Annotated in this window: 15 protein-coding genes; 7 read left to right on the top strand and 8 right to left on the bottom strand. The window is 69.5% G+C overall.

Annotated elements, in window-relative coordinates; translation table 11 throughout:
• Positions 1-51: 51 nt before the first annotated feature.
• The 4 genes from AB5J49_RS09655 to metH all read right to left on the bottom strand — a co-directional run bounded on the left by AB5J49_RS09655 (position 52) and on the right by metH (position 8,172).
• A complete protein-coding gene (locus tag AB5J49_RS09655) occupies positions 52-1,632 on the bottom strand; it encodes an ABC transporter substrate-binding protein (protein ID WP_369168112.1) in 1,581 nt (526 codons plus the stop codon).
• A 100-nt stretch (positions 1,633-1,732) separates the two neighbouring features.
• Positions 1,733-3,337 (bottom strand): ABC transporter substrate-binding protein, encoded by a 1,605-nt coding sequence (locus AB5J49_RS09660; protein WP_369168113.1) that lies wholly within the window; start codon positions 3,335-3,337, stop codon positions 1,733-1,735.
• 424 nt (positions 3,338-3,761) lie between these two features.
• Positions 3,762-4,457, bottom strand: coding sequence for an HAD family hydrolase (locus AB5J49_RS09665; protein WP_369168114.1), 696 nt, complete (start codon positions 4,455-4,457; stop codon positions 3,762-3,764).
• 196 nt (positions 4,458-4,653) lie between these two features.
• Positions 4,654-8,172: a methionine synthase gene (metH, locus tag AB5J49_RS09670; protein WP_369168116.1), complete on the bottom strand. Its 3,519-nt coding sequence runs from the start codon at positions 8,170-8,172 to the stop codon at positions 4,654-4,656.
• 295 nt (positions 8,173-8,467) lie between these two features.
• On the opposite strand from metH, the gene AB5J49_RS09675 reads away from it, so the two are divergent.
• The 4 genes from AB5J49_RS09675 to AB5J49_RS09690 all read left to right on the top strand — a co-directional run bounded on the left by AB5J49_RS09675 (position 8,468) and on the right by AB5J49_RS09690 (position 13,714).
• Positions 8,468-9,232: an IclR family transcriptional regulator gene (locus tag AB5J49_RS09675; RefSeq protein WP_369168117.1), complete on the top strand. Its 765-nt coding sequence runs from the start codon at positions 8,468-8,470 to the stop codon at positions 9,230-9,232.
• Positions 9,233-9,610: 378 nt separating this feature from the next.
• The gene (locus AB5J49_RS09680; protein ID WP_369168118.1) at positions 9,611-10,405 is read left to right on the top strand and encodes an MIP/aquaporin family protein; all 795 of its coding nucleotides are present in this window, start codon (positions 9,611-9,613) and stop codon (positions 10,403-10,405) included.
• Positions 10,406-10,502: 97 nt separating this feature from the next.
• Complete coding sequence (glpK, locus tag AB5J49_RS09685) at positions 10,503-12,044, top strand: glycerol kinase GlpK (protein WP_369168119.1); 1,542 nt, start codon at positions 10,503-10,505, stop codon at positions 12,042-12,044.
• 53 nt (positions 12,045-12,097) lie between these two features.
• On the top strand, positions 12,098-13,714 hold the full coding sequence (locus AB5J49_RS09690) for an FAD-dependent oxidoreductase (RefSeq protein WP_369168120.1): 1,617 nt from the start codon (positions 12,098-12,100) through the stop codon (positions 13,712-13,714).
• A gap of 280 nt (positions 13,715-13,994) precedes the next feature.
• Here the strand turns inward: AB5J49_RS09690 and mtnK are convergent, their stop codons facing one another.
• From mtnK to AB5J49_RS09710, 4 genes are all read right to left on the bottom strand, one after another.
• On the bottom strand, positions 13,995-15,167 hold the full coding sequence (mtnK, locus tag AB5J49_RS09695; RefSeq protein WP_369168121.1) for an S-methyl-5-thioribose kinase: 1,173 nt from the start codon (positions 15,165-15,167) through the stop codon (positions 13,995-13,997).
• 22 nt (positions 15,168-15,189) lie between these two features.
• Positions 15,190-16,236, bottom strand: coding sequence for an ABC transporter permease (locus tag AB5J49_RS09700; protein WP_369168122.1), 1,047 nt, complete (start codon positions 16,234-16,236; stop codon positions 15,190-15,192).
• Between the two features lie 94 nt (positions 16,237-16,330).
• Entirely contained in the window at positions 16,331-17,851 is a 1,521-nt protein-coding gene (locus AB5J49_RS09705; RefSeq protein WP_369168123.1) for a sugar ABC transporter ATP-binding protein, read from the bottom strand.
• Positions 17,838-18,935 (bottom strand): substrate-binding domain-containing protein, encoded by a 1,098-nt coding sequence (locus AB5J49_RS09710; RefSeq protein ID WP_369168124.1) that lies wholly within the window; start codon positions 18,933-18,935, stop codon positions 17,838-17,840. Before AB5J49_RS09710 ends, AB5J49_RS09705 begins: the two co-directional genes overlap by 14 nt.
• 573 nt (positions 18,936-19,508) lie before the next feature.
• Between AB5J49_RS09710 and AB5J49_RS09715 the strand changes: the two genes are divergently transcribed.
• Genes AB5J49_RS09715 through mtnB form a run of 3 tightly spaced genes read left to right on the top strand, consistent with a single transcriptional unit; the run spans position 19,509 to position 21,462 of the window.
• The gene (locus AB5J49_RS09715) at positions 19,509-20,108 is read left to right on the top strand and encodes an acireductone dioxygenase (protein WP_369168125.1); all 600 of its coding nucleotides are present in this window, start codon (positions 19,509-19,511) and stop codon (positions 20,106-20,108) included.
• A complete protein-coding gene (gene mtnC / locus AB5J49_RS09720) occupies positions 20,105-20,857 on the top strand; it encodes an acireductone synthase (RefSeq protein ID WP_369168126.1) in 753 nt (250 codons plus the stop codon). Before AB5J49_RS09715 ends, mtnC begins: the two co-directional genes overlap by 4 nt.
• The gene (gene mtnB, locus AB5J49_RS09725) at positions 20,854-21,462 is read left to right on the top strand and encodes a methylthioribulose 1-phosphate dehydratase (protein WP_369168127.1); all 609 of its coding nucleotides are present in this window, start codon (positions 20,854-20,856) and stop codon (positions 21,460-21,462) included. Before mtnC ends, mtnB begins: the two co-directional genes overlap by 4 nt.
• Positions 21,463-21,508 lie beyond the last annotated feature (46 nt).

Consider the following 21,508-nt stretch of genomic DNA (forward strand, 5'->3'; position numbering starts at 1 on the left):
CTTCTCGAGAAGGGGCGCCCTCTGTGCATGTACGGCGGGTACGGTCGTCCGTCAGCCCTTGCTGAGCTCCCAGAAGCGGAAGACGGTGGAGGCGTCGAGGCAGTACTCCAGGCCGTAGACGTTGTCGCGGACGACCGCGTACTGCTTGGCCTGCCAGACCGGGAGGACAGGGAGTTCCCTGGCCACGATGTCCTGGAGCCGGCCGAACTCGTCGTCCGTCGCGGAGCGGTCGCTCTCGGCGGCGGTGCGCGGGATGAGCGAGCCGGTGATCGAACGGTTGCTGTAGTTGTTGCTCAGCACGTTGCCCTTGCCGAAGAAGGGGGACGTGAAGTTGTCGGCGTCCGGGTAGTCCGGGATCCAGCCCTTCACGTACACGCCGTACTTGCCGTCGGCGATGTCCTTCTCGTACTGGTCGAACGCGACGGACTGCACGTCGGCGTCGAACAGGCCGCTGTCGTTGAGCTGCTGCGCTATCGCCTTCAGCTCCTGGTCGGTGGCGGGGCCGTAGCGCGACGGGGTGGACCACAGGGTCAGCTTGACCTTGCCGGTGATGTCGTCGTCCCGCAGCGCGGCGGCGGCCTTGGCCCGGGAGGGGCGGGCGCCGTAGGTGTCGAAGAAGGCCGTGTTGTGGCCGCCGATACCGGCCGGGATGATCGAGTACAGCGGGCTCGCCGTGCCCTGGTAGACGTCCTTGATGAGGGCGTCACGGTCGATGAGGTAGGCGATGGCCTTGCGGACGCCGAGCTTTCCGGCGACCGGGTCGTCCATGTTGAACACCAGGTGCTGGATCTCGGCGCTGCTGCCCTCGACGACCTCGAGACCGGAGTCGCCGCCGGACTTCTCGATGTCGGCGATGTCGCCGGCGGTGAGGCCTCGGTAGGCGATGTCGACCTCGCCTGCGCGCAGGTCCTTCTTCAGGGCGTCCTGGTCGCCGTGGAAGAACTTCAGCGTCACACCGGAGTTCTGCACGTCGGCCGTGCCCTTGTAGTTCTCGTTGACGGAGAAGACGGCCTCGTCGTCGTCGAAGCTGTCCAGCTTGTACGGGCCGGAGCCGACCGCGTCGCCGTCCTTGCGCAGGCCCTTCGCGTCGTACTGCTCCTCGTCGACGATGGAGCCGGCGCCGGAGGCGATCTTGCTCGGGAAGGTGGCGTCGGGCGTGTTGAGCCGGAAGACGACGGTCTCGTCGTCCGGTGTCTCGACCTTGTCGAGCGTGGGGAACATGACCGCGGGACCGTCGGGGGCGTTGATCTTCAGCATGCGGTCGAAGGAGAACTTGACGTCCTTGGAGGTGAGCGCGTCACCGTTGCTGAATTTCAGCCCGTTTCGCAGCGTGCATGTGTAGACCTTGGCCTCCGTGTCGGAGAAGGTGCACTGCTCGGCGGCTTCGGGCTGCGGTTCGGTGGCGCCCTTGGGGAAACTGAGCAGCGACTGGAAGACGTTGTTGAACAACAGCCACGAGCCCGGGTCGTAGCCGGAGGCGGGGTCGGTGGCCAGGACGTCGTCCGACATCCCCATGACCACCGAGGTGCCGGTCCCCCGGGATTCCCCCGTTTCGGTTCCACAGCCGGTCAGCAGGCCGGAGGCCAGCCCTGCCACGACGGGCAGGACCGGCCACTGGTTGCGCATGTTCACGTACGAGTGCCTTGTCGTCGGTTGTGAGATACCCGGGCCGCGTCCTCGATCCCGGGCCGACCCCGGCGCCATGGTCCTGGGCGCCGGGCGCGGGGAGACGTCAGCCGCTCACGCCACGGCCGAGCTCCCACAGCTGAAGGGTCGAGGAGGAGTTGAGCGCGTACGCCGTGCCGGTGACGTCGTCGCCCGCGGCGACGTACTGCTTGCCCTGCCACAGCGGCAGCACGGGCACGTCATTGGCGACGATGTCCTGAATGTCCGTCAGGCTGCCGGAGGCGGACAGCCGGTCGGCCGCGCGGCGGGACTCCGGGATGAGGGTGTTGCGGATCGCGCTGTTGGCGTACGGCGAGCCGAGGAAGTTGTCCTTGTCGAGGAACGGCGCGAGGTAGTTGTCGGCGTCGGGGAAGTCCGGGAACCAGCCCATGCCGTAGACCTCGTACGCGCCCTTCTGCTCGGCGGGGCGGAACGTCGCCCAGGGGGTGCCCTGGATGTCGACGTCGAACAGGCCGCTGTCGTTGAGCTGCTTCTGCAGCAGCTCGAACTCCTTCTTGGTGGCCGAGCCGTAGTGGTCGGTGGTGTAGTGCAGGGTCAGCTTCACCGGGGTGGTGACGCCCGCCTTCTCCATCAGCGCCTTGGCCTTGGTCACGCTCGGGTCGCCGTACTTGTTGAAGAACGCGTTGGAATGGCCCGTGATGCTGGCGGGGACCAGCGAGTACAGCGGTTCGGCCTGGGAGCCGTAGACCTTGGAGACGAGTTCACCGCGGTCGATGACCTGGGCCATCGCCTGGCGCACGGCCTTGCTCCGGACGCTCGGGTCATTGGTGTTGAAGGCCAGGTAGCGGATTTCCAGGCCGGACATGTCGACGAGGTCGACGGTGTCGTCGGAGTCGGCCGACAGCTTCTGGATCTGCTCGGGCGACATGGTGCGGGTCATCAGGTCGATGTCGCCCTTGTCGAGGGCGGTGCCCATTTCGTCGGCGTCCGCGAAGTTGCGCAGTTCGACCTTGTCGTTGTTCACCTTCAGGCTCCCCTTGTAGTCGGGGTTCTTGGTGAACACGGCGGAGACCAGCTCGTCGTTCTTGACCTCGGCCTGGAGGGTGTACGGGCCGGAGCCGTCGACCTCGAAGCCGTCGCGCAGCTTGCCCTTGGCGTAGATGTCCGGGTCGACGATGCCGGCGACCGGGGTGGACAGCTTGAACGGGAAGGTGGCGTCGGCGGTCTTGAGGTGGAAGATCACCTCGCGGTCGCCCTGGGTCTCGACGGTGTCGATGGTGGACAGCAGCGCGAAGACGCCGCTGTCGGCCTTGAGGGAGCGGGCGCGGTCGATGGAGTACTTCACGTCGGCCGCGGTGACGGGGTCGCCGTTCGCGAACTTCAGGCCCTCGCGCAGGGTGCAGGCGTAGCGTTCGTTGCCGCTGTCGGTGAAGCCGCAGCTCTGGGCGGCCTCGGGCACCGGGTCGCCCTCGCCGCGCGGCTGGATCATCAGGGTCTGCACGGTCTGGCGCAGGATGTTCCAGGTGCCGACGTCGTAGGCGTAGGCCGGGTCGAGCGGGGCGGGAGCGTCCTTCGAGGCAGTGAACGCGTCCGTGGTGCCGACGACGATCGCGTCGCCGTTGTCGCTACCGCTGTCGGTTCCGCCACAGGCGGCGAGAACCGGCGCGAGCAGGCCGATGACGGCCGGCAGCACCAAAGTCTTGCGGTTCATGCTCGGGTTTCTCCAGCTGTCGACTCCGTGTACCCGGCATGCAGGGGTGTTGCGGCGGACCACGGGGGTTGGGGCGATGTTCTCGCGACGAGATTAGTCCGCACCTGCAGGAGGGTTCGAAGCCACCGGAGTTGAGGCCTCATCACGGAGTGGAACCGGGTGCGGACGCAACGAAAACCTGAGAGCGGAAGGATTCGTGCGCCATCCCATCAATTGGGACACAAGGACTCGCGTAGAGTCACCGAAACAGGCCAGAGATCACGGCCTCGCCCACCCGTCGACCCCTTGTCGCGTGGTGAACGTCACAAACTGAACGGTCTTGATGGGCGCTGGAATTCAGCCATCGGGCACGTTCGAATTTCCTTGCGGAATTCTCGCGCTATCGATGTTGCACGCTGCGTGAACGTCGATCGCATTTCCGTTGTCACGCCGCCATCAGCCCGCGCAGAAATGCCAGATCGACCTCTTCGAGCGAGCTCACCACGGTACGCCGGGCGGCCGGGGTGATCGGTGCCACGGACGGTACGGCCACCACATGGCAGCCCGCGGCCTCGGCCGCGGCGACGCCGGTCGCCGTGTCCTCGACGACCGCGCATCTGGCCGGGTCGACGCCGAGTCCGGCCGCAGCGAACAGGTACGGGTCCGGGTACGGCTTGGTGCGCGGCACCTCGTCGCCGGCGACGGTCAGCGCGAAGTGCTGGGGGCCGAGCGAGGTGAGGACCCGGTCGATGATGCGCCGGTGCGAGGCGGAGACCAGAGCCGTGGGGATCTCGAACGCGGCGAGCTCGGCCAGCAGCCGGGCGGCACCCGGCATCAGCGGCAGGGCGAGGTCGATGCGGTCCTCGAAGCCCTGGTTGAGCAGCACCGTCAGCTCGGCGAGGGTGATGTCGGCGCCGGTGGCCTCGATCAGGAACCCGGCGCTGCGGCTCATGGGGCCGCCGACCACGACATGGCGCCAGGTGTCGTCGAGCGTGTGGCCGAGGCCGGCGAAGATCTCGACCTCGACGTCCCACCAGAAGCCCTCCGTATCCACCAGGGTTCCGTCCATGTCGAGCAGCACGGCCTGCAGGGCTGAGCCCTCGGCCGTACGGGTTCCTGGTGCGGGGACCGTGCTGGTCATCCACGTACCTCCTTGAAGGGGCGATCAGGCCGGTCCCCACGAAGGGGACCGGCCTGCGGTGGACCGACCAGTGTACGACTCCCGCGGCCGAAACGCCTGGTTTGACCGACGGGCGCGGGGAAAGCCTTGGATTCACCCCCTGGCCAGGCCACGAAGCGCCTGCGGCGTGCGGTCCCGCGCGCGGCGCGGAGCGGTCTCAGCGGGCGTTGAAGTACTTCGCCTCCGGGTGGTGGATGACGATCGCGTCCGTGGACTGCTCGGGGTGCAGCTGGAACTCCTCGGACAGGTGGACGCCGATGCGCTCCGGCTGGAGCAGGTCGGCGATCTTGGACCGGTCCTCCAGGTTCGGGCAGGCGCCGTAGCCCAGCGAGAAGCGGGCGCCCCGGTACTTCAGCGCGAACATGTCCTCGATGTCGGCCGGGTCCTCACCGGCGAAGCCCAGCTCGGAGCGCACGCGCGCGTGCCAGTACTCGGCGAGCGCCTCGGCCAGCTGCACGGACAGGCCATGCAGTTCGAGGTAGTCACGGTAGGCGTTCGCCTCGAACATCCGCGCCGTCTCCTCGCCGATCCGCGAGCCCACGGTGACCACCTGGAGGCCCACGACGTCCGTCTCGCCCGACTCCTGCGGGCGGAAGAAGTCCGCCAGGCACAGGCGGCGGCCGCGGCGCTGGCGCGGGAAGGTGAAGCGGGTGCGTTCGTTGCCGTGCTCGTCCAGGAGGATCAGGTCGTCGTCCTTGGAGACACACGGGAAGTAGCCGTAGACCACGGCGGCTTCGAGGAGGTTGTCCGTCTGGAGCCTGTCGAGCAGGCCGCGCAGCCGCGGGCGGCCCTCGGTCTCGACGAGTTCCTGGTACGAGGGACCGTCTCCGGTGCGGGCCTCCTTCAGGCCCCACTGGCCCTTGAAGAGGGCGCCCTCGTCGAGCCAGGACGCGTATTCCTTGAGCTGGATGCCCTTGATGACGCGGGTGCCCCAGAACGGCGGCTCGGGCAGCGGGTTGTCGGTGGCGACGTCGGAGCGGACGTGGCCTTCCTCGGGACGCTCCTCCGGTACGGCCGCGGCGGCGGTGCTCCTGACCCGGCGCTGCTTGAGCTCGGGCAGCTTCGCGCCGGGCACGCCCCGCTTGACGCCGATCAGGGCGTCCATCAGGCGCAGGCCCTCGAACGCGTCCCGGGCGTAGCGGACTTCGCCCTCGTAGATCTCGTGCAGGTCCTGCTCGACGTACGCGCGCGTGAGGGCGGCGCCGCCGAGGATGACCGGGTAATTCGCCGCCAGGCCGCGCTGGTTGAGCTCCTCCAGGTTCTCCTTCATGATCACCGTGGACTTCACCAGCAGCCCGGACATGCCGATGACGTCGGCCCGGTGCTCCTCGGCGGCCTCCAGGATCGCCGAGACGGGCTGCTTGATGCCCAGGTTGACCACGTTGTAGCCGTTGTTGGACAGGATGATGTCCACCAGGTTCTTGCCGATGTCGTGCACGTCGCCGCGCACCGTGGCCAGCACGATGGTGCCCTTGCCGTCGGCGTCCGACTTCTCCATGTGCGGCTCGAGGTAGGCGACGGCGGCCTTCATCACCTCGGCGGACTGGAGCACGAAGGGCAGCTGCATCTGGCCGGAGCCGAACAGCTCACCGACGACCTTCATGCCGTCCAGGAGGATCTCGTTGACGATGTCCAGGGCGGGGCGGTCCAGGAGGGCCGCGTCGAGGTCGGCTTCCAGGCCGTTGCGCTCGCCGTCGATGATGCGGCGCTTGAGGCGCTCCTCCAGCGGGAGGGCGGCGAGTTCCTCGGCCCTGCCGGCCTTGAGGGACTTCGCGGTGGCGCCCTCGAACAGGGCCATCAGCTTCTGCAGCGGGTCGTAGCCCTCGGCGCGGCGGTCGTAGATCAGGTCGAGGGCGGTCTGCACCTCTTCCTCGTTGAAGCGGGCGATCGGCAGGATCTTCGACGCGTGGACGATCGCCGAGTCCAGGCCCGCCTTGACGCACTCGTCGAGGAAGACGGAGTTGAGCAGGATGCGGGCGGCCGGATTGAGGCCGAAGGAGATGTTGGACAGGCCGAGGGTGGTCTGGACGTCCGGGTGGCGGCGCTTGAGCTGGCGGATCGCCTCGATGGTGGCGATGCCGTCCCCCCGGGACTCCTCCTGGCCGGTGCAGATGGTGAAGGTCAGGGTGTCGATGAGGATGTCCGACTCGAGGATGCCCCAGTTCGTCGTCAGGTCCTCGATGAGCCGCTCGGCGATCTCGACCTTCTTCTCGGGGGTGCGGGCCTGCCCCACCTCGTCGATGGTCAGCGCGATCAGGGCGGCGCCGTGCTCCTGGGCCAGCTTGGTGACCTTGGCGAAACGGGACTCGGGGCCGTCGCCGTCCTCGTAGTTGACGGAGTTGATGACCGCACGGCCGCCGAGCTTCTCCAGGCCGGCCTGGATGACGTCGACCTCGGTGGAGTCCAGCACGATCGGCAGCGTGGAGGCGGTGGCGAAGCGGCCGGCCAGCTCCTCCATGTCGGCGACGCCGTCGCGGCCGACGTAGTCCACGCAGAGGTCCAGCATGTGGGCACCCTCGCGGATCTGCTCGCGGGCCATCTCCACGCAGTCGTCCCAGCGGGCGGCCAGCATGGCCTCGCGGAACTTCTTCGAGCCGTTGGCGTTGGTGCGCTCACCGATGGCCAGGTAGGAGGTGTCCTGGCGGAACGGCACCGTCTGGTAGAGGGAGGCGGCACCGGGCTCGGGCTGCGGCCGGCGCTCCACGGGCGTGGCTTCCCGGACCCGCTCGACGAGTTGCCGCAGGTGCTCGGGGGTGGTGCCGCAGCAGCCGCCGATGAGGTTCAGCCCGTAGTCCCGTACGAAGGTCTCCTGGGCGTCGGCCAGGCCCTCGGGGTCGAGCGGGAAGTGGGCGCCGTCCTTGGTGAGGATCGGCAGACCGGCGTTCGGCATGCACAGCAGCGGGGTGCGCGAGTGCCGGGCCAGGTAGCGCAGGTGCTCGCTCATCTCGGCGGGGCCGGTCGAGCAGTTCAGGCCGATCATGTCGATGCCGAGGGGCTCCAGCGCGGTCAGCGCGGCGCCGATCTCGGAGCCGAGCAGCATGGTGCCGGTCGTCTCGAAGGCCATGGAGACCAGCAGCGGCACGACGGTGCCGGTCGCCTCCATCGCGCGCCGGGCGCCCAGGATCGACGACTTCGTCTGCAGGAGGTCCTGGGTGGTCTCCACGATCAGGGCGTCCGCGCCGCCGGCGAGCAGGCCCTCGGCGTTCGCCTGGAAGCCGTCGCGCAGGGTGCCGTAGCCGATGTGGCCGAGGGTCGGCAGCTTCGTGCCGGGTCCGATCGAGCCGAGCACCCAGCGCTGGCGGCCGTCGCGGGCGCCGAACGCGTCGGCGGTCTCGCGGGCGATACGGGCGCCCGATTCGGACAGCTCGTAGACCCGGTCGGCGATGTCGTACTCGGCCATGGCCGAGTGGTTGGCGCCGAAGGTGTTGGTCTCGACGCAGTCCACGCCCGCTTCGAAGTACGCCTCGTGGACGGAGCGGACGATGTCGGGCCGGGTGATGTTGAGGATCTCGTTGCAGCCCTCGAGGTTCTCGAAGTCCTCGAGGGTGGGGTCCTGGGCCTGCAACATGGTGCCCATCGCTCCGTCGGCGACCACCACACGGGTGGCGAGCGCCTCACGGAGGGCGGACACACGGGTCCGGCTGTCGGCGGAAGGGGTCGGTGGCAACGAGGCCATGAAAGGGCTCCCTGGAATGCGACGGCTGTCGGCTTTGCGCCCTCTACGGGTCCGTCCGCAGGGGGCGCACGCCGCCAGAGTAGCCGGGACCGCCGCCGAATGGTCAGGGAGTCCACGGGGCGGGACGAGGATGACGGCAGGGCCGACTCCCGGATACGGGTGACGCAACAGAAGGGGACGGATGCCGACCGACCATTAGCGGGAGGTCGGCATCGACTAGTAGTGTTCGACATTGCCGAACAGCGGCAGCGACGTCGCATGGTCGACGCTCGAAGGGGACGGAGGCAGTACGGCGATGGCACGGAACATCCAGTCGCTCGAGCGGGCGGCCGCGATGCTGCGGCTCCTCGCAGGTGGCGAGCGGCGGCTCGGCCTGTCGGACATCGCCTCCTCCCTGGGCCTCGCCAAGGGCACCGCCCACGGGATTCTGCGCACCCTCCAGCAGGAGGGCTTCGTCGAGCAGGACGACGCCTCCGGGCGCTACCAGCTGGGCGCCGAGCTGCTGCGCCTGGGCACCACCTATCTGGACGTGCACGAGCTGCGGGCACGCGCCCTGGTGTGGACGGACGACCTGGCCCGCTCCAGCGGGGAGAGCGTCTACCTGGGCGTGCTGCACCAGCAGGGCGTGCTGATCGTCCACCACGTCTTCCGGCCCGACGACAGCAGGCAAGTGCTGGAGATCGGGGCCATGCAGCCCCTGCACTCCACGGCCCTGGGCAAGGTCCTGTCGGCGTACGACCCGGTCGCGCACAGCGAGGTGATCGAGGCCGACCGCAAGGCCTTCACGGACCGGACCGTGTGCGAGCTGGACGGCTTCGAGCACATCCTCGACATGACACGCGCGCGTGGATACGCGGCCGATGTCGAGGAGACCTGGGAGGGCGTCGCGTCCGTCGCCGCCGCCATCCACGACCGGCGCCGCATGCCGGTCGGCTCGGTCGGCATCACGGGCGCCGTGGAGCGGCTGTGCCGGGACGGCGAGCTGCGTCCCGAGCTGATCGCGGCGGTACGGGACTGCGCCCGCGCGGTGTCGCGGGATCTGGGCGCCGGGCGGTTCTGAGCACCGCACGGAACAGGAATCAACAAACGGGACGTCATGGGGCGTTCCGTTCTTCGGCATAGCCGGACACCATCGAACAAATCACCCGGACGGCACGCACCGTGTCCTCCACGTGGCAGTACGCGTCCGACCCGACAGTGTCGATAAATCAACACAACCGATAACGATCGAGCATTCGATAACAGGACCCTTGACGCACGGCTGACGCCGGAGCAAGACTCCCGTCCATCGGTCGGCATTGTCGAACACCTACCGGCAATACGCGCTAGAGTGTGACAACGCCAAGGGCCGGCATCGCCCTCACCCCCGAGGGCAACGCGAACCACCGGTGGGACCCGGGGTTCGGCTTCCCCTGGACGAAGGACAAAGGAGTCGCGGGTGTCCAGCTCCGACATCTTCATCGGCGAGACCATCGGTACCGCCATACTCATCCTGCTCGGCGGCGGCGTCTGCGCCGCTGTCACGCTGAAGGCCTCCAAGGCCCGTAACGCCGGCTGGCTCGCCATCACCTTCGGGTGGGGCTTCGCAGTACTCACGGCGGTCTACACCTCGGCGCCGCTGTCCGGCGCCCACCTGAACCCGGCCGTGACCGTCGCACTCGCGATCAAGGACAACGACTGGAGCAACGTTCCGACGTACTTCGCCGGACAGCTGCTCGGCGCCATGATCGGTGCGGCCCTGGTCTGGGTCGCCTACTACGGCCAGTTCCACGCCCACCTCACCGACAAGGAGATCGTCGGCGGTCCGGGCGCGCAGGCCACCACGGCCAAGGCCGTCGAGGCACAGGAGAAGGGCGCCGGCCCGGTCCTGGGCATCTTCTCCACCGGTCCCGAGATCCGGAACGCGGTGCAGAACCTCCTCACGGAGATCATCGGCACCGTCGTGCTGGTGCTCGCGGTCCTGACCCAGGGCCTGAACGACAGCGGCAAGGGCCTGGGCACCCTGGGCGCCCTGATCACCGCGCTCGTGGTCGTCTCCATCGGCCTGTCGCTCGGCGGCCCGACCGGTTACGCGATCAACCCGGCCCGTGACCTCGGTCCGCGCATTGTCCACGCCCTTCTCCCCCTGCCCAACAAGGGCGGTTCCGACTGGGGCTACGCCTGGATCCCGGTGGTCGGCCCGCTCATCGGCGGCGCCATCGCGGCAGGCATCTACAACGTCGCCTTCGCTTAGGAGCACCGAGCTTCACCCGTTCGGGTGAGGAGCACCGAAACTCTCAGCGCGCGCCGTACGTAAAGCCCCATAACCACGGAACTTCCAGGAGCTAACAGTGACCGACGCCCACACCGCCGGCCCCTTCATCGCCGCCATCGACCAGGGCACCACCTCGTCCCGCTGCATCGTCTTCGACCGCGACGGCCGTATCGTCTCCGTCGACCAGAAGGAGCACGAGCAGATCTTCCCGAAGCCGGGCTGGGTCGAGCACAACGCCAACGAGATCTGGACCAACGTCCAGGAGGTCGTCGCCGGAGCCGTCCAGAAGGCCGGCATCACCCGCGACGACATCAAGGCCATCGGCATCACCAACCAGCGCGAGACCACCGTGCTGTGGGACAAGAACACCGGTGAGCCCGTCCACAACGCCATCGTCTGGCAGGACACCCGCACCGACGCGCTCTGCAAGGAGCTCGGCCGCAATGTCGGCCAGGACCGCTTCCGCCGTGAGACCGGCCTTCCCCTCGCCTCCTACTTCGCCGGTCCCAAGGCCCGCTGGCTGCTGGACAACGTCGAGGGCCTCAAGGAGCGCGCCGAGGCCGGCGACATCCTCTTCGGCACCATGGACACCTGGGTCATCTGGAACCTGACCGGCGGTGTCAACGGCGGCAAGCACGTCACCGACGTCACCAACGCGTCCCGCACCATGCTGATGAACCTCCACACCATGGAGTGGGACGACAAGATCGCCGAGTCGATCGGCGTGCCCCTGCAGATCCTGCCCGAGATCCGCTCCTCCGCGGAGGTCTACGGCGAGATCACCGGCGGCAAGCTGGGCGACCTGCTCGGCGGCATCCCGGTCGCCTCCGCGCTCGGCGACCAGCAGGCGGCCCTGTTCGGCCAGACCTGTTTCGCCGAGGGCGAGGTCAAGTCGACGTACGGCACCGGCACCTTCATGGTGATGAACACCGGTGAGAAGATCATCAACTCGTACGCGGGTCTGCTGACCACGGTCGGCTACAAGATCGGCGAACAGCCGACGGTCTACGCCCTGGAGGGCTCGATCGCCGTCACCGGCTCCCTGGTGCAGTGGATGCGCGACCAGATGGGCCTGATCTCCACCGCCGCCGAGATCGAGACGCTCGCGCTCTCGGTCGAGGACAACGGCGGCGCCTACTTCGTGCCGGCCTTCTCCGGCCTGTTCGCCCCGCACTGGCGCTCCGACGCCCGCGGTGTGATCGCCGGCCTGACCCGGTACGTCACCAAGGCGCACCTCGCGCGCGCCGTTCTGGAGGCCACCGCCTGGCAGACGCGGGAGATCGCCGACGCCATGGTCAAGGACTCCGGCGACGAGCTGGTGGCGCTCAAGGTCGACGGCGGCATGACCGCCAACAACCTGCTGATGCAGACGCTCTCCGACGTCCTGGACGCGCCGGTGGTGCGCCCGATGGTCGCCGAGACCACCTGCCTCGGTGCCGCCTACGCCGCCGGTCTCGCCGTCGGCTTCTGGAACAACACCGACGACCTGCGCGCCAACTGGCGCCGGGCCGCCGAGTGGACCCCCCGCATGGACGCGGAGACCCGCGACCGTGAGTACAAGAACTGGCTCAAGGCCGTCGAGCGGACCATGGGCTGGCTCGAGGACGACGAGAGCTGACGAGAGCCGACACAGGCTCTCACACGAGCTCTGACGAGGAGTAAGAACCCGAAATGACCAGTCAGTCCACCCTGCAGTCCGTGCCTGCCCTCGGTACGCGCCCGGCCTCCGGCTCCAACCCGAGCCGCGCCGAGACCCGGGAGCAACTCGCCAAGGCGTCGTACGACCTTCTCGTGATCGGCGGCGGCATCCTGGGCATCTCCACTGCCTGGCACGCCGCGCAGTCCGGCCTGCGGGTGGCTCTGGTCGACGCCGGCGACTTCGCCGGCGCCACCTCGTCCGCCTCCTCCAAGCTGCTCCACGGCGGTCTGCGCTACCTGCAGACCGGCGCGGTGAAGCTGGTGGCGGAGAACCACTTCGAGCGCCGTGCGGTCTCCCGCCAGGTGGCACCGCACCTGGCGAACCCGCTCACGTTCTACCTCCCCGTGTACAAGGGCGGGCCGCACGGCGCTGCGAAGCTCGGGGCGGGCGTCTTCGCCTACTCCGCGCTCTCCGCGTTCGGTGACGGAGTGGGCCACCTGCTCTCCCCGGCCAAGGCCGCGCAGGACGTGCCCGAGCTGCGCACCGACAACCTCAAGGCCGTGGCCGTGTACGGCGACGACCAGATGAACGACGCGCGCATGGCGCTGATGACGGTCCGCGGGGCCGTCGAGGCGGGTGCCGTGGTGCTGAACCACGCCGAGGTCACCGGCCTGCGGTTCACCAAGGGCCGGGTGACGGGCGCGGAGCTGCGCGACCGCCTCTCCGGCGACGAGTTCGGTGTGAGCGCCCGCCTGGTGCTCAACGCGACCGGCCCCTGGGTGGACCACCTGCGCAAGATGGAGGACCCGAATGCCGCGCCGTCGATCCGCCTGTCGAAGGGCGCGCATCTGGTCCTGAAGCGGACGTCGCCGTGGAAGGCGGCGCTCGCGACCCCGATCGACAAGTACCGCATCACCTTCGCCCTGCCCTGGGAGGACATGCTCCTGCTGGGCACCACGGACGAGGAGTTCGAGGGCGACCCGGCCGACGTCGCGGTCAACGACAAGGACATAGCCCAGATCCTGGACGAGGCCGCGTTCTCCATCCGGGACCAGCAGCTGGACCGCGACCTCATCACGTACGCCTTCGCGGGGCTGCGCGTGCTGCCGGGCGGCCCCGGTGACACGGCGAAGGCCAAGCGCGAGACGGTCGTGACCGAGGGCAAGGGCGGCATGCTGTCCGTCGCGGGCGGCAAGTGGACCACCTTCCGGCACATCGGCCGTACGGTCATGCAGAAGCTTCAGGCGCTGCCGGGCCACCCGCTGGGCGACGACTTCGAGCCGATCTCCGCGCTGCCGAAGAAGCTGCCGCTGCCGGGTATCGCCAACCCCCGCGCGGTCGCCCACCGTCTGCTGACCGACCGCCCGGCGCCCGGCCCGCGCATGGCCGCCGACACCGCCAAGCACCTGGCCACGCACTACGGCTCGCTGGCCTTCGACATCGCCCGCATCGCGAACGAGAACCCGGAGCTGAGCGAGCGCGTCCACCCGGATGCCCCGGAGATCTGGGCCCAGGTCGTCTACGCCCGCGACAACGAGTGGGCCGAGACGCAGGACGACGTCCTGCGCCGCCGTACGACGCTGACGATCCGGGGCCTGGCCACGGACGACGTCCGCGCGAAGGTCCAGGACCTGCTCGACAAGAAGTGAGCCTCGCAGGCGCCAGGGCCTGGCTGTCAAATTCCCGTCGTCCGCCCGGAGGGCGGGCCCCGCGGGGCAGGCGGGAATTTGTCAGCCAGGCCCTAGGGGAGGGTTTCGCCGGATGAGCCTCCCCCGGCGCCGGGTCCGGCCACTGCCCTGACCGGGCCGGACCGCACGAGGGCGGCCCCCTCCGCACCGGGGCCGGCCACGGAAGGGGCGGCTCCATGCCGACGGAGCCGCCCCTTTCGCATGCCCCGCTGTCCGTGCCCGGCACACACCTGACGTGCGCTCAGGTCAGCGACTCCACGGCCGCCCGTACGGCGTCGACGTCCGGCAGTTCCGCGCGGCGCACGATCAGTTCACGCCCCAGCAGCAGGGCCCGCCGGGACGCGGGTACCGGGTCCGGCAGGGTCGTCAGGTCCGTCAGATGGGCGAAACCGATGATGCGGCGGACGATTTCCGTGCCGGCGTAGCCGAGGGACTCGGTCCACACCCGGCGCAGGAAGCGGTCGAGGTAGGCGTCGTCGAAGAAGGTGTCGATGCGCGTCGCCCACAGCCGGCGGAACTCCGCTTCGAAGGCATCCCAGGAGAGGCGGAGTTGACCGCCGTGGTCGGACAGCGTGCCGAGCGCCCGCGCCCGCTCCTGTGCCACCAGGACGTTCGCCCAGTACAGGCCCAGGTCGTATCCGACGGGGCCCACGAAGGAGAACTCGGGGTCGAAGACCCGTACCACGTGCGTGCCTTCGCGCTCGCCGACCATGACGCTGCCCGTGTGCAGGTCACCGTGGAGGAGGGCCTGGGCGCTGGTCATGAAGGTGTGGCGGAGGTCGGCGACCTCGGTGCGCAGCCTGCCGTCGGCGCGGAACGCCGCCGCCAGGTCGTCCAGCCCCTCGTGCCAGTGGTTGTGCTCGTGCTCGATGTACGGCTCGGAGAGGACCACGTCCTCGGTGATCTCGCACAGCTCCGGGCTCACCGAGGTCGCGATCAGGGCCTTGCGTTCGGCGGACGGCATGCCGAAGTCGCTGGTCGCGAAGGAGAGCTGGGCCACGAACTCGCCGATGCGGGCGGAGGTGTGCGGGCCGTACGGCTCGCCCACGTTCAGGCGGGTGCGCAGGACCTCCAGGTCCGACATGTCCTCCATGACGAGGGCGTAGTTCTCGGGGTCGTAGCCGTGGATCGCCGGGATCTTGTCGGGGGCGACCTTCGCCACCTGGTCGTACGCACGGGCCTCGGCGTCGGCGCGGTCGGGGTTCATCGGCCAGGAGGGACCGGCGACCCGCACCCAGGGCAGGGCCTGCTTGACGGCGAGGCTGCGGGTGCCGTCGCCGGAGGAGGCGAGGAAGACGCGGTTCATGTTGCCGTCCGACACCTCGCGCACACGGATGTCGGTCCCCTCAGTCCAGTGGCCGCGCTCGCGCAGGTAGCCGGGGATGTCGTCGGTCTCCAGGATGCGGTAGCCCATCGCGGTAACTCCTCGAACTTCCTTATGCGGTACGGCGCTTGGACAGGGTGAAGCTGAAGACCAGGGCGAGGATGAGGACCGCGCCCTCGACGACGTCCTGGGTGTAGTAAGGCAGGCCCTTGATGGTCAGGCCGGTGGTGATGATGCCGATCAGGACGGCGCCGAGGGCCGTGCCCCAGACGTTGGGGCGGCCGCGGCCCAGGACGGAGGTGCCGACGAGGGCCACCGCGACCGCCTCCAGCAGCTGCGAGGTGCCCGCCGACACGTCGCCCTGGCCGATGCGGGAGGCCAGGATCAGGCCGCCGATCGAGGCGAGCACGCCGGACAGGACGTAGGCGAGGGACCGGTACGCGCCGACGCGGATGCCGGCCAGGCGGGAGGCCTCGGGGTTGGCGCCGATGGCGTACAGGACGCGGCCCCAGCGGGTGCGGGCGAGGAAGACCCAGGCGCCGATGGTCAGCGCGCCGAAGATCAGGACCGAGATCGGGATGCCGAGGAGCGTGCCGCGGTCGATGCGCAGGAAGCCATCGGTGAACCTGCCGGGGGCCGTGGTGCCGTCGTCCAGCGTCATGCCAGGGGTGATGGACTGGCCGTCGACCAGGATGAGCTTGCTGCCCTGGATCACGAACATCGTGCCGAGGGTGGCGAGCATGTCCGGGATCTTCAGTACGACGATCAGGAGCGCGTTGAGCAGGCCCGCGAGCGCGCCTGCCGCCAGCACCGCGACGATCGCGACCGCGCCGATCTGGTTGTGGACGACCATCGTCTGGGCGGCGACCGAGACACCCAGGCCGGCGACCGCGCCGACGGACATGTCCATTCCGCCGACGGCCATGGTGAGGGTGACCCCGAGGCCGAGGATGGCGGCGACGGAGACGTACCGGAGGGTGTCGAGGAGGGTCGCCGACTCGCGGAAGGAGCCCTCGCTCAGCGCGAAGTACAGGAACAGCGCGACCGTGACGAAGATGAAGCCGTACTTGATGACGGCGTTCTGGACGCGTACGGCCGTGGTGGTGCCGGGCGGTATCGCCGCCTTCACCGGGACCTCGGTGCTCTGCTGGGTGGTCATGGGGTGCTGCTTCCTTCGGGCGTACGAGGCGTACGAGGCTTGCGCGGCGTACAAGGCTTGCGCGGCATGCGAGGCGTACGACGGGCGGGCGGCATCAGACGCACGCCGAGATCGTCTGGATCACGCGGTCGCGTTCCGCGTCCTCGCCGTACGCGTCGAGGTGGACCTCGCCGGCGGCCAGCACGACGACCCGGTCGGCGACCTCCAGCACCTCGTCGACGTCGGCGGACAGGACGAGCACGGCGGCCCCCTCGGCGGCCAGCGCCCTGGCGCGGCGGCCGATGTCACGGCGGGCACCGATGTCCACGCCCCGGAAGGGTTCGTCCAGGATGAGGACGCGTGGGCTGCGGGCGAGCCAGCGGCCGACGACGACCTTCTGCTGGTTGCCGCCGGACAGTTCCTCGACGGTGCTGTGCTCGTCGCGGGCGACCACGCCGAGGGCCTCGATGGTGTCGCGGCCGAGGGCGTCCTCCTTCGAGCGCTGGACGAGGCCGGCCCGGGAGAGCGACTTCAAGAACGGCAGCGAGATGTTCTGGGCCAGCGACCAGCCGGGGACGAGCGCGTCGGCGTGCCGGTCCTCGGGGACCAGGTGGACGCCGGCCCGGATGGCGTCGGAGGGGCGGCGGGGCTCGTACCGCTTGCCGTCGAGTTCGACCGTGCCCGTCGCGAAGGGCTCGGCACCGAACAGGCCGCGGGCCAGTTCGGTCTTGCCCGCGCCCAACAGGCCCACCACACCGGTGACTTCACCGGTGCGGAGGTCGAGGTCCAGGGGTGTTCGGCCCTCGAAGAGCCGTACACCGCGCAACGACAGCACCACATTCCCGCCCGCCCCGTCCCGGACCGGGCGGGCCGTCGTCGCCTCCTGCGCCTGGGCCAGCATCGCGCGCAGGGCGCTGTCCCAGTCGAAGGGCTTGGCCTGGTCCTCGGTGAGACGGCCGTCCCGCAGGACGACCAGGCGGGCGGCGAGCGTGTCGATCTCGCCGAGGCGGTGGGAGACGTAGAGGACCGCGATGCCGTCGTCGCGCATCTTCTCGACGAGCGCGAAGAGGCGTTCGGCCTCGGCGGCGGACAGGGCCGAGGTCGGCTCGTCGAGGATCAGCAGGCGGGGGCGGGTCGCGAGGGCGCGGGCGAGGATGAGCAACTGGCGGTCGGACACGCCCAGTTCGGTGACGTCCTTCCTGAGGAGGGCGTCGCTCCAGTCGAGGCCCAGGCCCGCCTGGATCTCGCGGGCGCGCGCCAGCAGCCGGCCGCCGCTCAGGAGCGGGTTGCCGCGCGCCTGCGCCAGCTCCTCGAAGACCAGGTTCTCCGCGACCGAGAGGCCCGGCACGATGCCCTCGCCGATGCGCTGGTGCACCGTCTGGACACCCAACTGGCGTGCGGCCAGCGGGGAGTGGAGTGCCGCGGGCTCCCCGGCGACCCGCACCGCTCCCCCGTGGTCCGTGTGCACACCCGACAGGATCTTGATGAGCGTGGACTTGCCGGCGCCGTTCGCGCCGAGCAGCGCGACCACGCTGCCCGGGGCGATGTCGAGGGTGACGGAGGCGAGCACCGTCCTGCCGCCGAAGGCCATGCTGACGTCGGTCAGAGAGACGGCAGGAACCTCAGTGGGCGACATTGGAGATCCAGTCGGCGGTCGAGACCTGCGCCAGGTTCAGCGCGGGCAGCGCCTGCCGCAGCTGGTCCATGTTCTCGATCTTCTTCTCGCGCAGGAAGTCCTGGGTGATGGCGACGGCCGGGAACTCCACCGAGGTCCTGTTCAGCTGTCCGGCCAGCTCCAGGGCGGTCGTACGGACGACGGCGGCGCCGACGGCGGACGGGTCGGTGCCCGCGGTGGCGACCCAGGGGCTGCCGTCGGCGGTCATGTTCTGTATGTCGGCATTGGAGACATCCGCGCCGAAGACCTTCACCTTGTCCTGCAGCTTCTTGTTCTGGACGGCGAGGACGGTGCCCTTGGCGAGTTCGTCGTACGGGGCGAAGATGCCGGTGACATCGGAGTGCTGGGTGAGGGCGGCGGACACCAACGGCACGTTGTCCGTCGCCGTGGAGTCGGTCACCTTGCCGACCTTGAACTGCTGCTTCCAGCCTTGCGCAGCTACCTCGCTCGCCCAGACGGTGTTCCGCTTGTCCAGGGCGGCGTAGCCGGCGACGTTGACGTAACCGACCTTGGCGTCCTTGCCGACCTCCTTGGCCATCACGTCGAGGACGGCCTGGGCCATGCTCGCGTCGTTCTGCTTGGTGCTGACGACGCCCTTGGTGGAGGTCTCGACGTCGTAGACGACGACCTTGATGCCCTTCTTCACGGCCTTGTCGATCTCCGGCTGGATGGTGGCCGGAAAGCCGTGGTCGACGATGATGGCCTGCGCGCCGGAGTTGATGGCCGAGGACAGGTCGGTGGCCTGCTTGGCGTTGTCGGCCTGGGCGTCGTACACGGTCAGGTCGATGCCGAGGGCCTTGGCCTGCGCCTTGGCGCCGTTGCCCCACTGCTCGAAGTAGTCGCCGGCGCCGCTCTGCCGGACGAGGGCCACCTTGACGGTGCCCTCGCTGAAGGGGGCGGGCTTCGCGCCGGTGGCGGCCGCGGCCGAGGCGGCGGTGTTGCCGGAGGTCTTGGACGCGTCCGTGGACTGCGAGCAGCCCGCGAGGAGCAGGACGGAGACGGACGCGAGGGAGAGTGCGGCAAGGGGCAGACGGACACGGGACATGACGGAGCTCCAGGTGCGAGGAAAGGGTGGGGAGTTGCTCGGCCCGGAGCTGGGGGCACGAACGAGCCACCGGCCGTTGTGCGGCTACCACCGGCCGCTGCGAGGCTGAGGCGAGTGCGGCGGCCCGCGAAACGCGGGCGCGAGGGAGCTCCGGATGAGGTCAGCGACAGCTGGCTGTGGTCGACCGGAGCAAGTCCACGTACAGCCGCCGCACGAGCAGCAGCGTCTTCATACGGAGATCATGGGAACGATTTCAGCCACCCGTCAAAGCAATGGAAGCGGTTTCTCAGCACGTGAGACAACGACTACGTCACACCCGGTTGCCACCACTGCGGGCTCCCGCCGGAGTTACGATCACGGGACCGGCACCCGAACCGGCACAGTGAGGCCCTGATGACGACTCCCCGCGCGACAGTGATGCGTATGCCCTGCATGCGGTGCTGTCCCGGCGCGATGTGTCGCGGCTGACGAGCGCTGACCAGCTTCCGCACCGCTGCGCCCCCTTCCTCACCGCCCCCTCCGGGTGCTTGTCTCGGTACCCGGACTTCCCTTCCAGTTCCAGGAGTTGCACTCATGACCCTGCTGACGACCTGGCCCGAGTCCGGACCGGAGACCCTGGTCCGCCGCACCTCGGACCCCGTCGAGATCGCCGCGGCCCTGAAGCCGCTGGGTGTGCGCTACGAGCAGTGGCCGATCCGCGAGGACGTCCCGTTCGACGCCGACAGCGACACCGTGTTCGCGGCGTACGGCCCCGAGATCGACCGGCCCAACGCCGAGGAGGGCTTCACCACCGTCGACGTGCTGGGTCTGCACCCCAGCGACGACCCGGAGTTCCCGGCGAAGGCGAAGGCCGCGCGCGCGAAGTTCCTCCAGGAGCACACGCACGACGACGATGACGAGGTCCGCTTCTTCGTCTCCGGCTCCGGCATCTTCTACCTCCACGTGAACGGCGAGGTGCACGCCGTCTTCTGCGAGAAGGGCGACCTGCTGGGCGTGCCGCGCGGCACCACGCACTGGTTCGACATGGGCACGAAGCCGTCCTTCACCGCGATCCGCTTCTTCCACGAGGAGGACGGCTGGATCGGCAACTTCACCGGTTCCGCCATTGCCGGCCGCTTCCCGGACTACGACACGATCGCGGCCGGATACGACGCCGACAAGGCCGCGGCGTGACCGTGCGGGATCTCCGGTTCGGCGTGGACGGCGTGGACGGCCTGGCCGCCGTGGTGCTCGACATCGAGGGCACCACGAGCGCCACCGGGTTCGTCGTCGACGTGCTGTACCCGTACTCGCGCTCACGGTTCGGGGCGCTGCTCGCCGAGCGCGGCGACGACCCCGAGGTGGCGCGGGCGGTCGCGCAGGTGCGGGAGCTGACGGGCGACCCGGACGCCGACGCCGTAGCGATCGAGAAGGCCCTCAACACCTGGCTGGACGAGGACCGCAAGGCCACCCCGCTGAAGACCCTCCAGGGCATCATCTGGTCCGAGGGCTTCGCCCGCGGTGACCTCGTGTCGCACTTCTACGACGACGTCGTACCGCGGCTGCGCGCGTGGCACGCGGCCGGCGTACGGCTGTACGTCTACTCGTCGGGTTCGGTGGCCGCCCAGCGGGCGTGGTTCACGAACAGCCCGGAGGGCGACCTGACGTCGCTGGTCTGCGGTCTGTACGACACCGAGAACGCGGGCCCCAAGCAGGAGCCGGCGTCGTACCGCCGTATCGCGGAGTCGACCGGCATCGAGCCGGCCGGCCTCCTCTTCCTCTCCGACCGCCCCGGTGAGCTGGACGCGGCCCGCGCGGCGGGCTGGCGGACGGTCGGCGTCCGGCGGCCCGGGGAGCCGTACTACGAGCAGGGTGTCGGCGACCACGCGCAGGCGGGGACGTTCGACGAGATCACCATCACCACTTCCGGGAGCAGCACGTGACCGCCGAGATCAGCCAACTCGACCTTGAGGAGGCGGGCGCGGTCCTGGCCGCCGAGTCCGCCCGGTTCGCCTCCTTCGGCTGGATGCGGGGCACCTCCGGCAACCTGTCCGTCGTGCTCACCCGCGACCCGCTACGGCTCGCGGTCACGGCCAGCGGCCACGACAAGGGCGAACTGACGCCCGCGGACGTGGTCCTGGTCGACGGACAGGGCGCCGCGGTGCACGGCGGCAAGCCGTCCGCCGAGGCCGAACTGCACGCGCGCGTGGCCGCGCTGACCGGCGCCGGGGCCGTGGTCCACGTCCACACGGTCGCCTCCGTGGCGATGGGCCGCCGCGAGCCCGGCGGCATCGTCTTCAAGGACCTGGAGATGCTCAAGGGCGTCGGCCAGCCCGCCCACGACGTCGAGGTGACCCTGCCGGTCATCGCCAACAGCCAGGACATGCTGGTCCTCGGCGACCGTCTGGAGGCCGCACGCGACCCCCGTATGCCCGCGGTGGTCGTGGCCGGACACGGCCTCTACGTCTGGGGCGACAGCCCGCGCCAGGCCCGCCACCACACCGAAGTGGTGGAGTGGCTGCTGGAGTTGGAGCTCGCCCAGCGGTGACCGGGCGGCGCCGCGCCCACGTGCGGCGCCGGCAGGTGTACGGCGG

Origin of the sequence: Streptomyces sp. R28 (genome assembly GCF_041052385.1) — a bacterium.
Classification (GTDB): Bacteria; Actinomycetota; Actinomycetes; order Streptomycetales; family Streptomycetaceae; genus Streptomyces.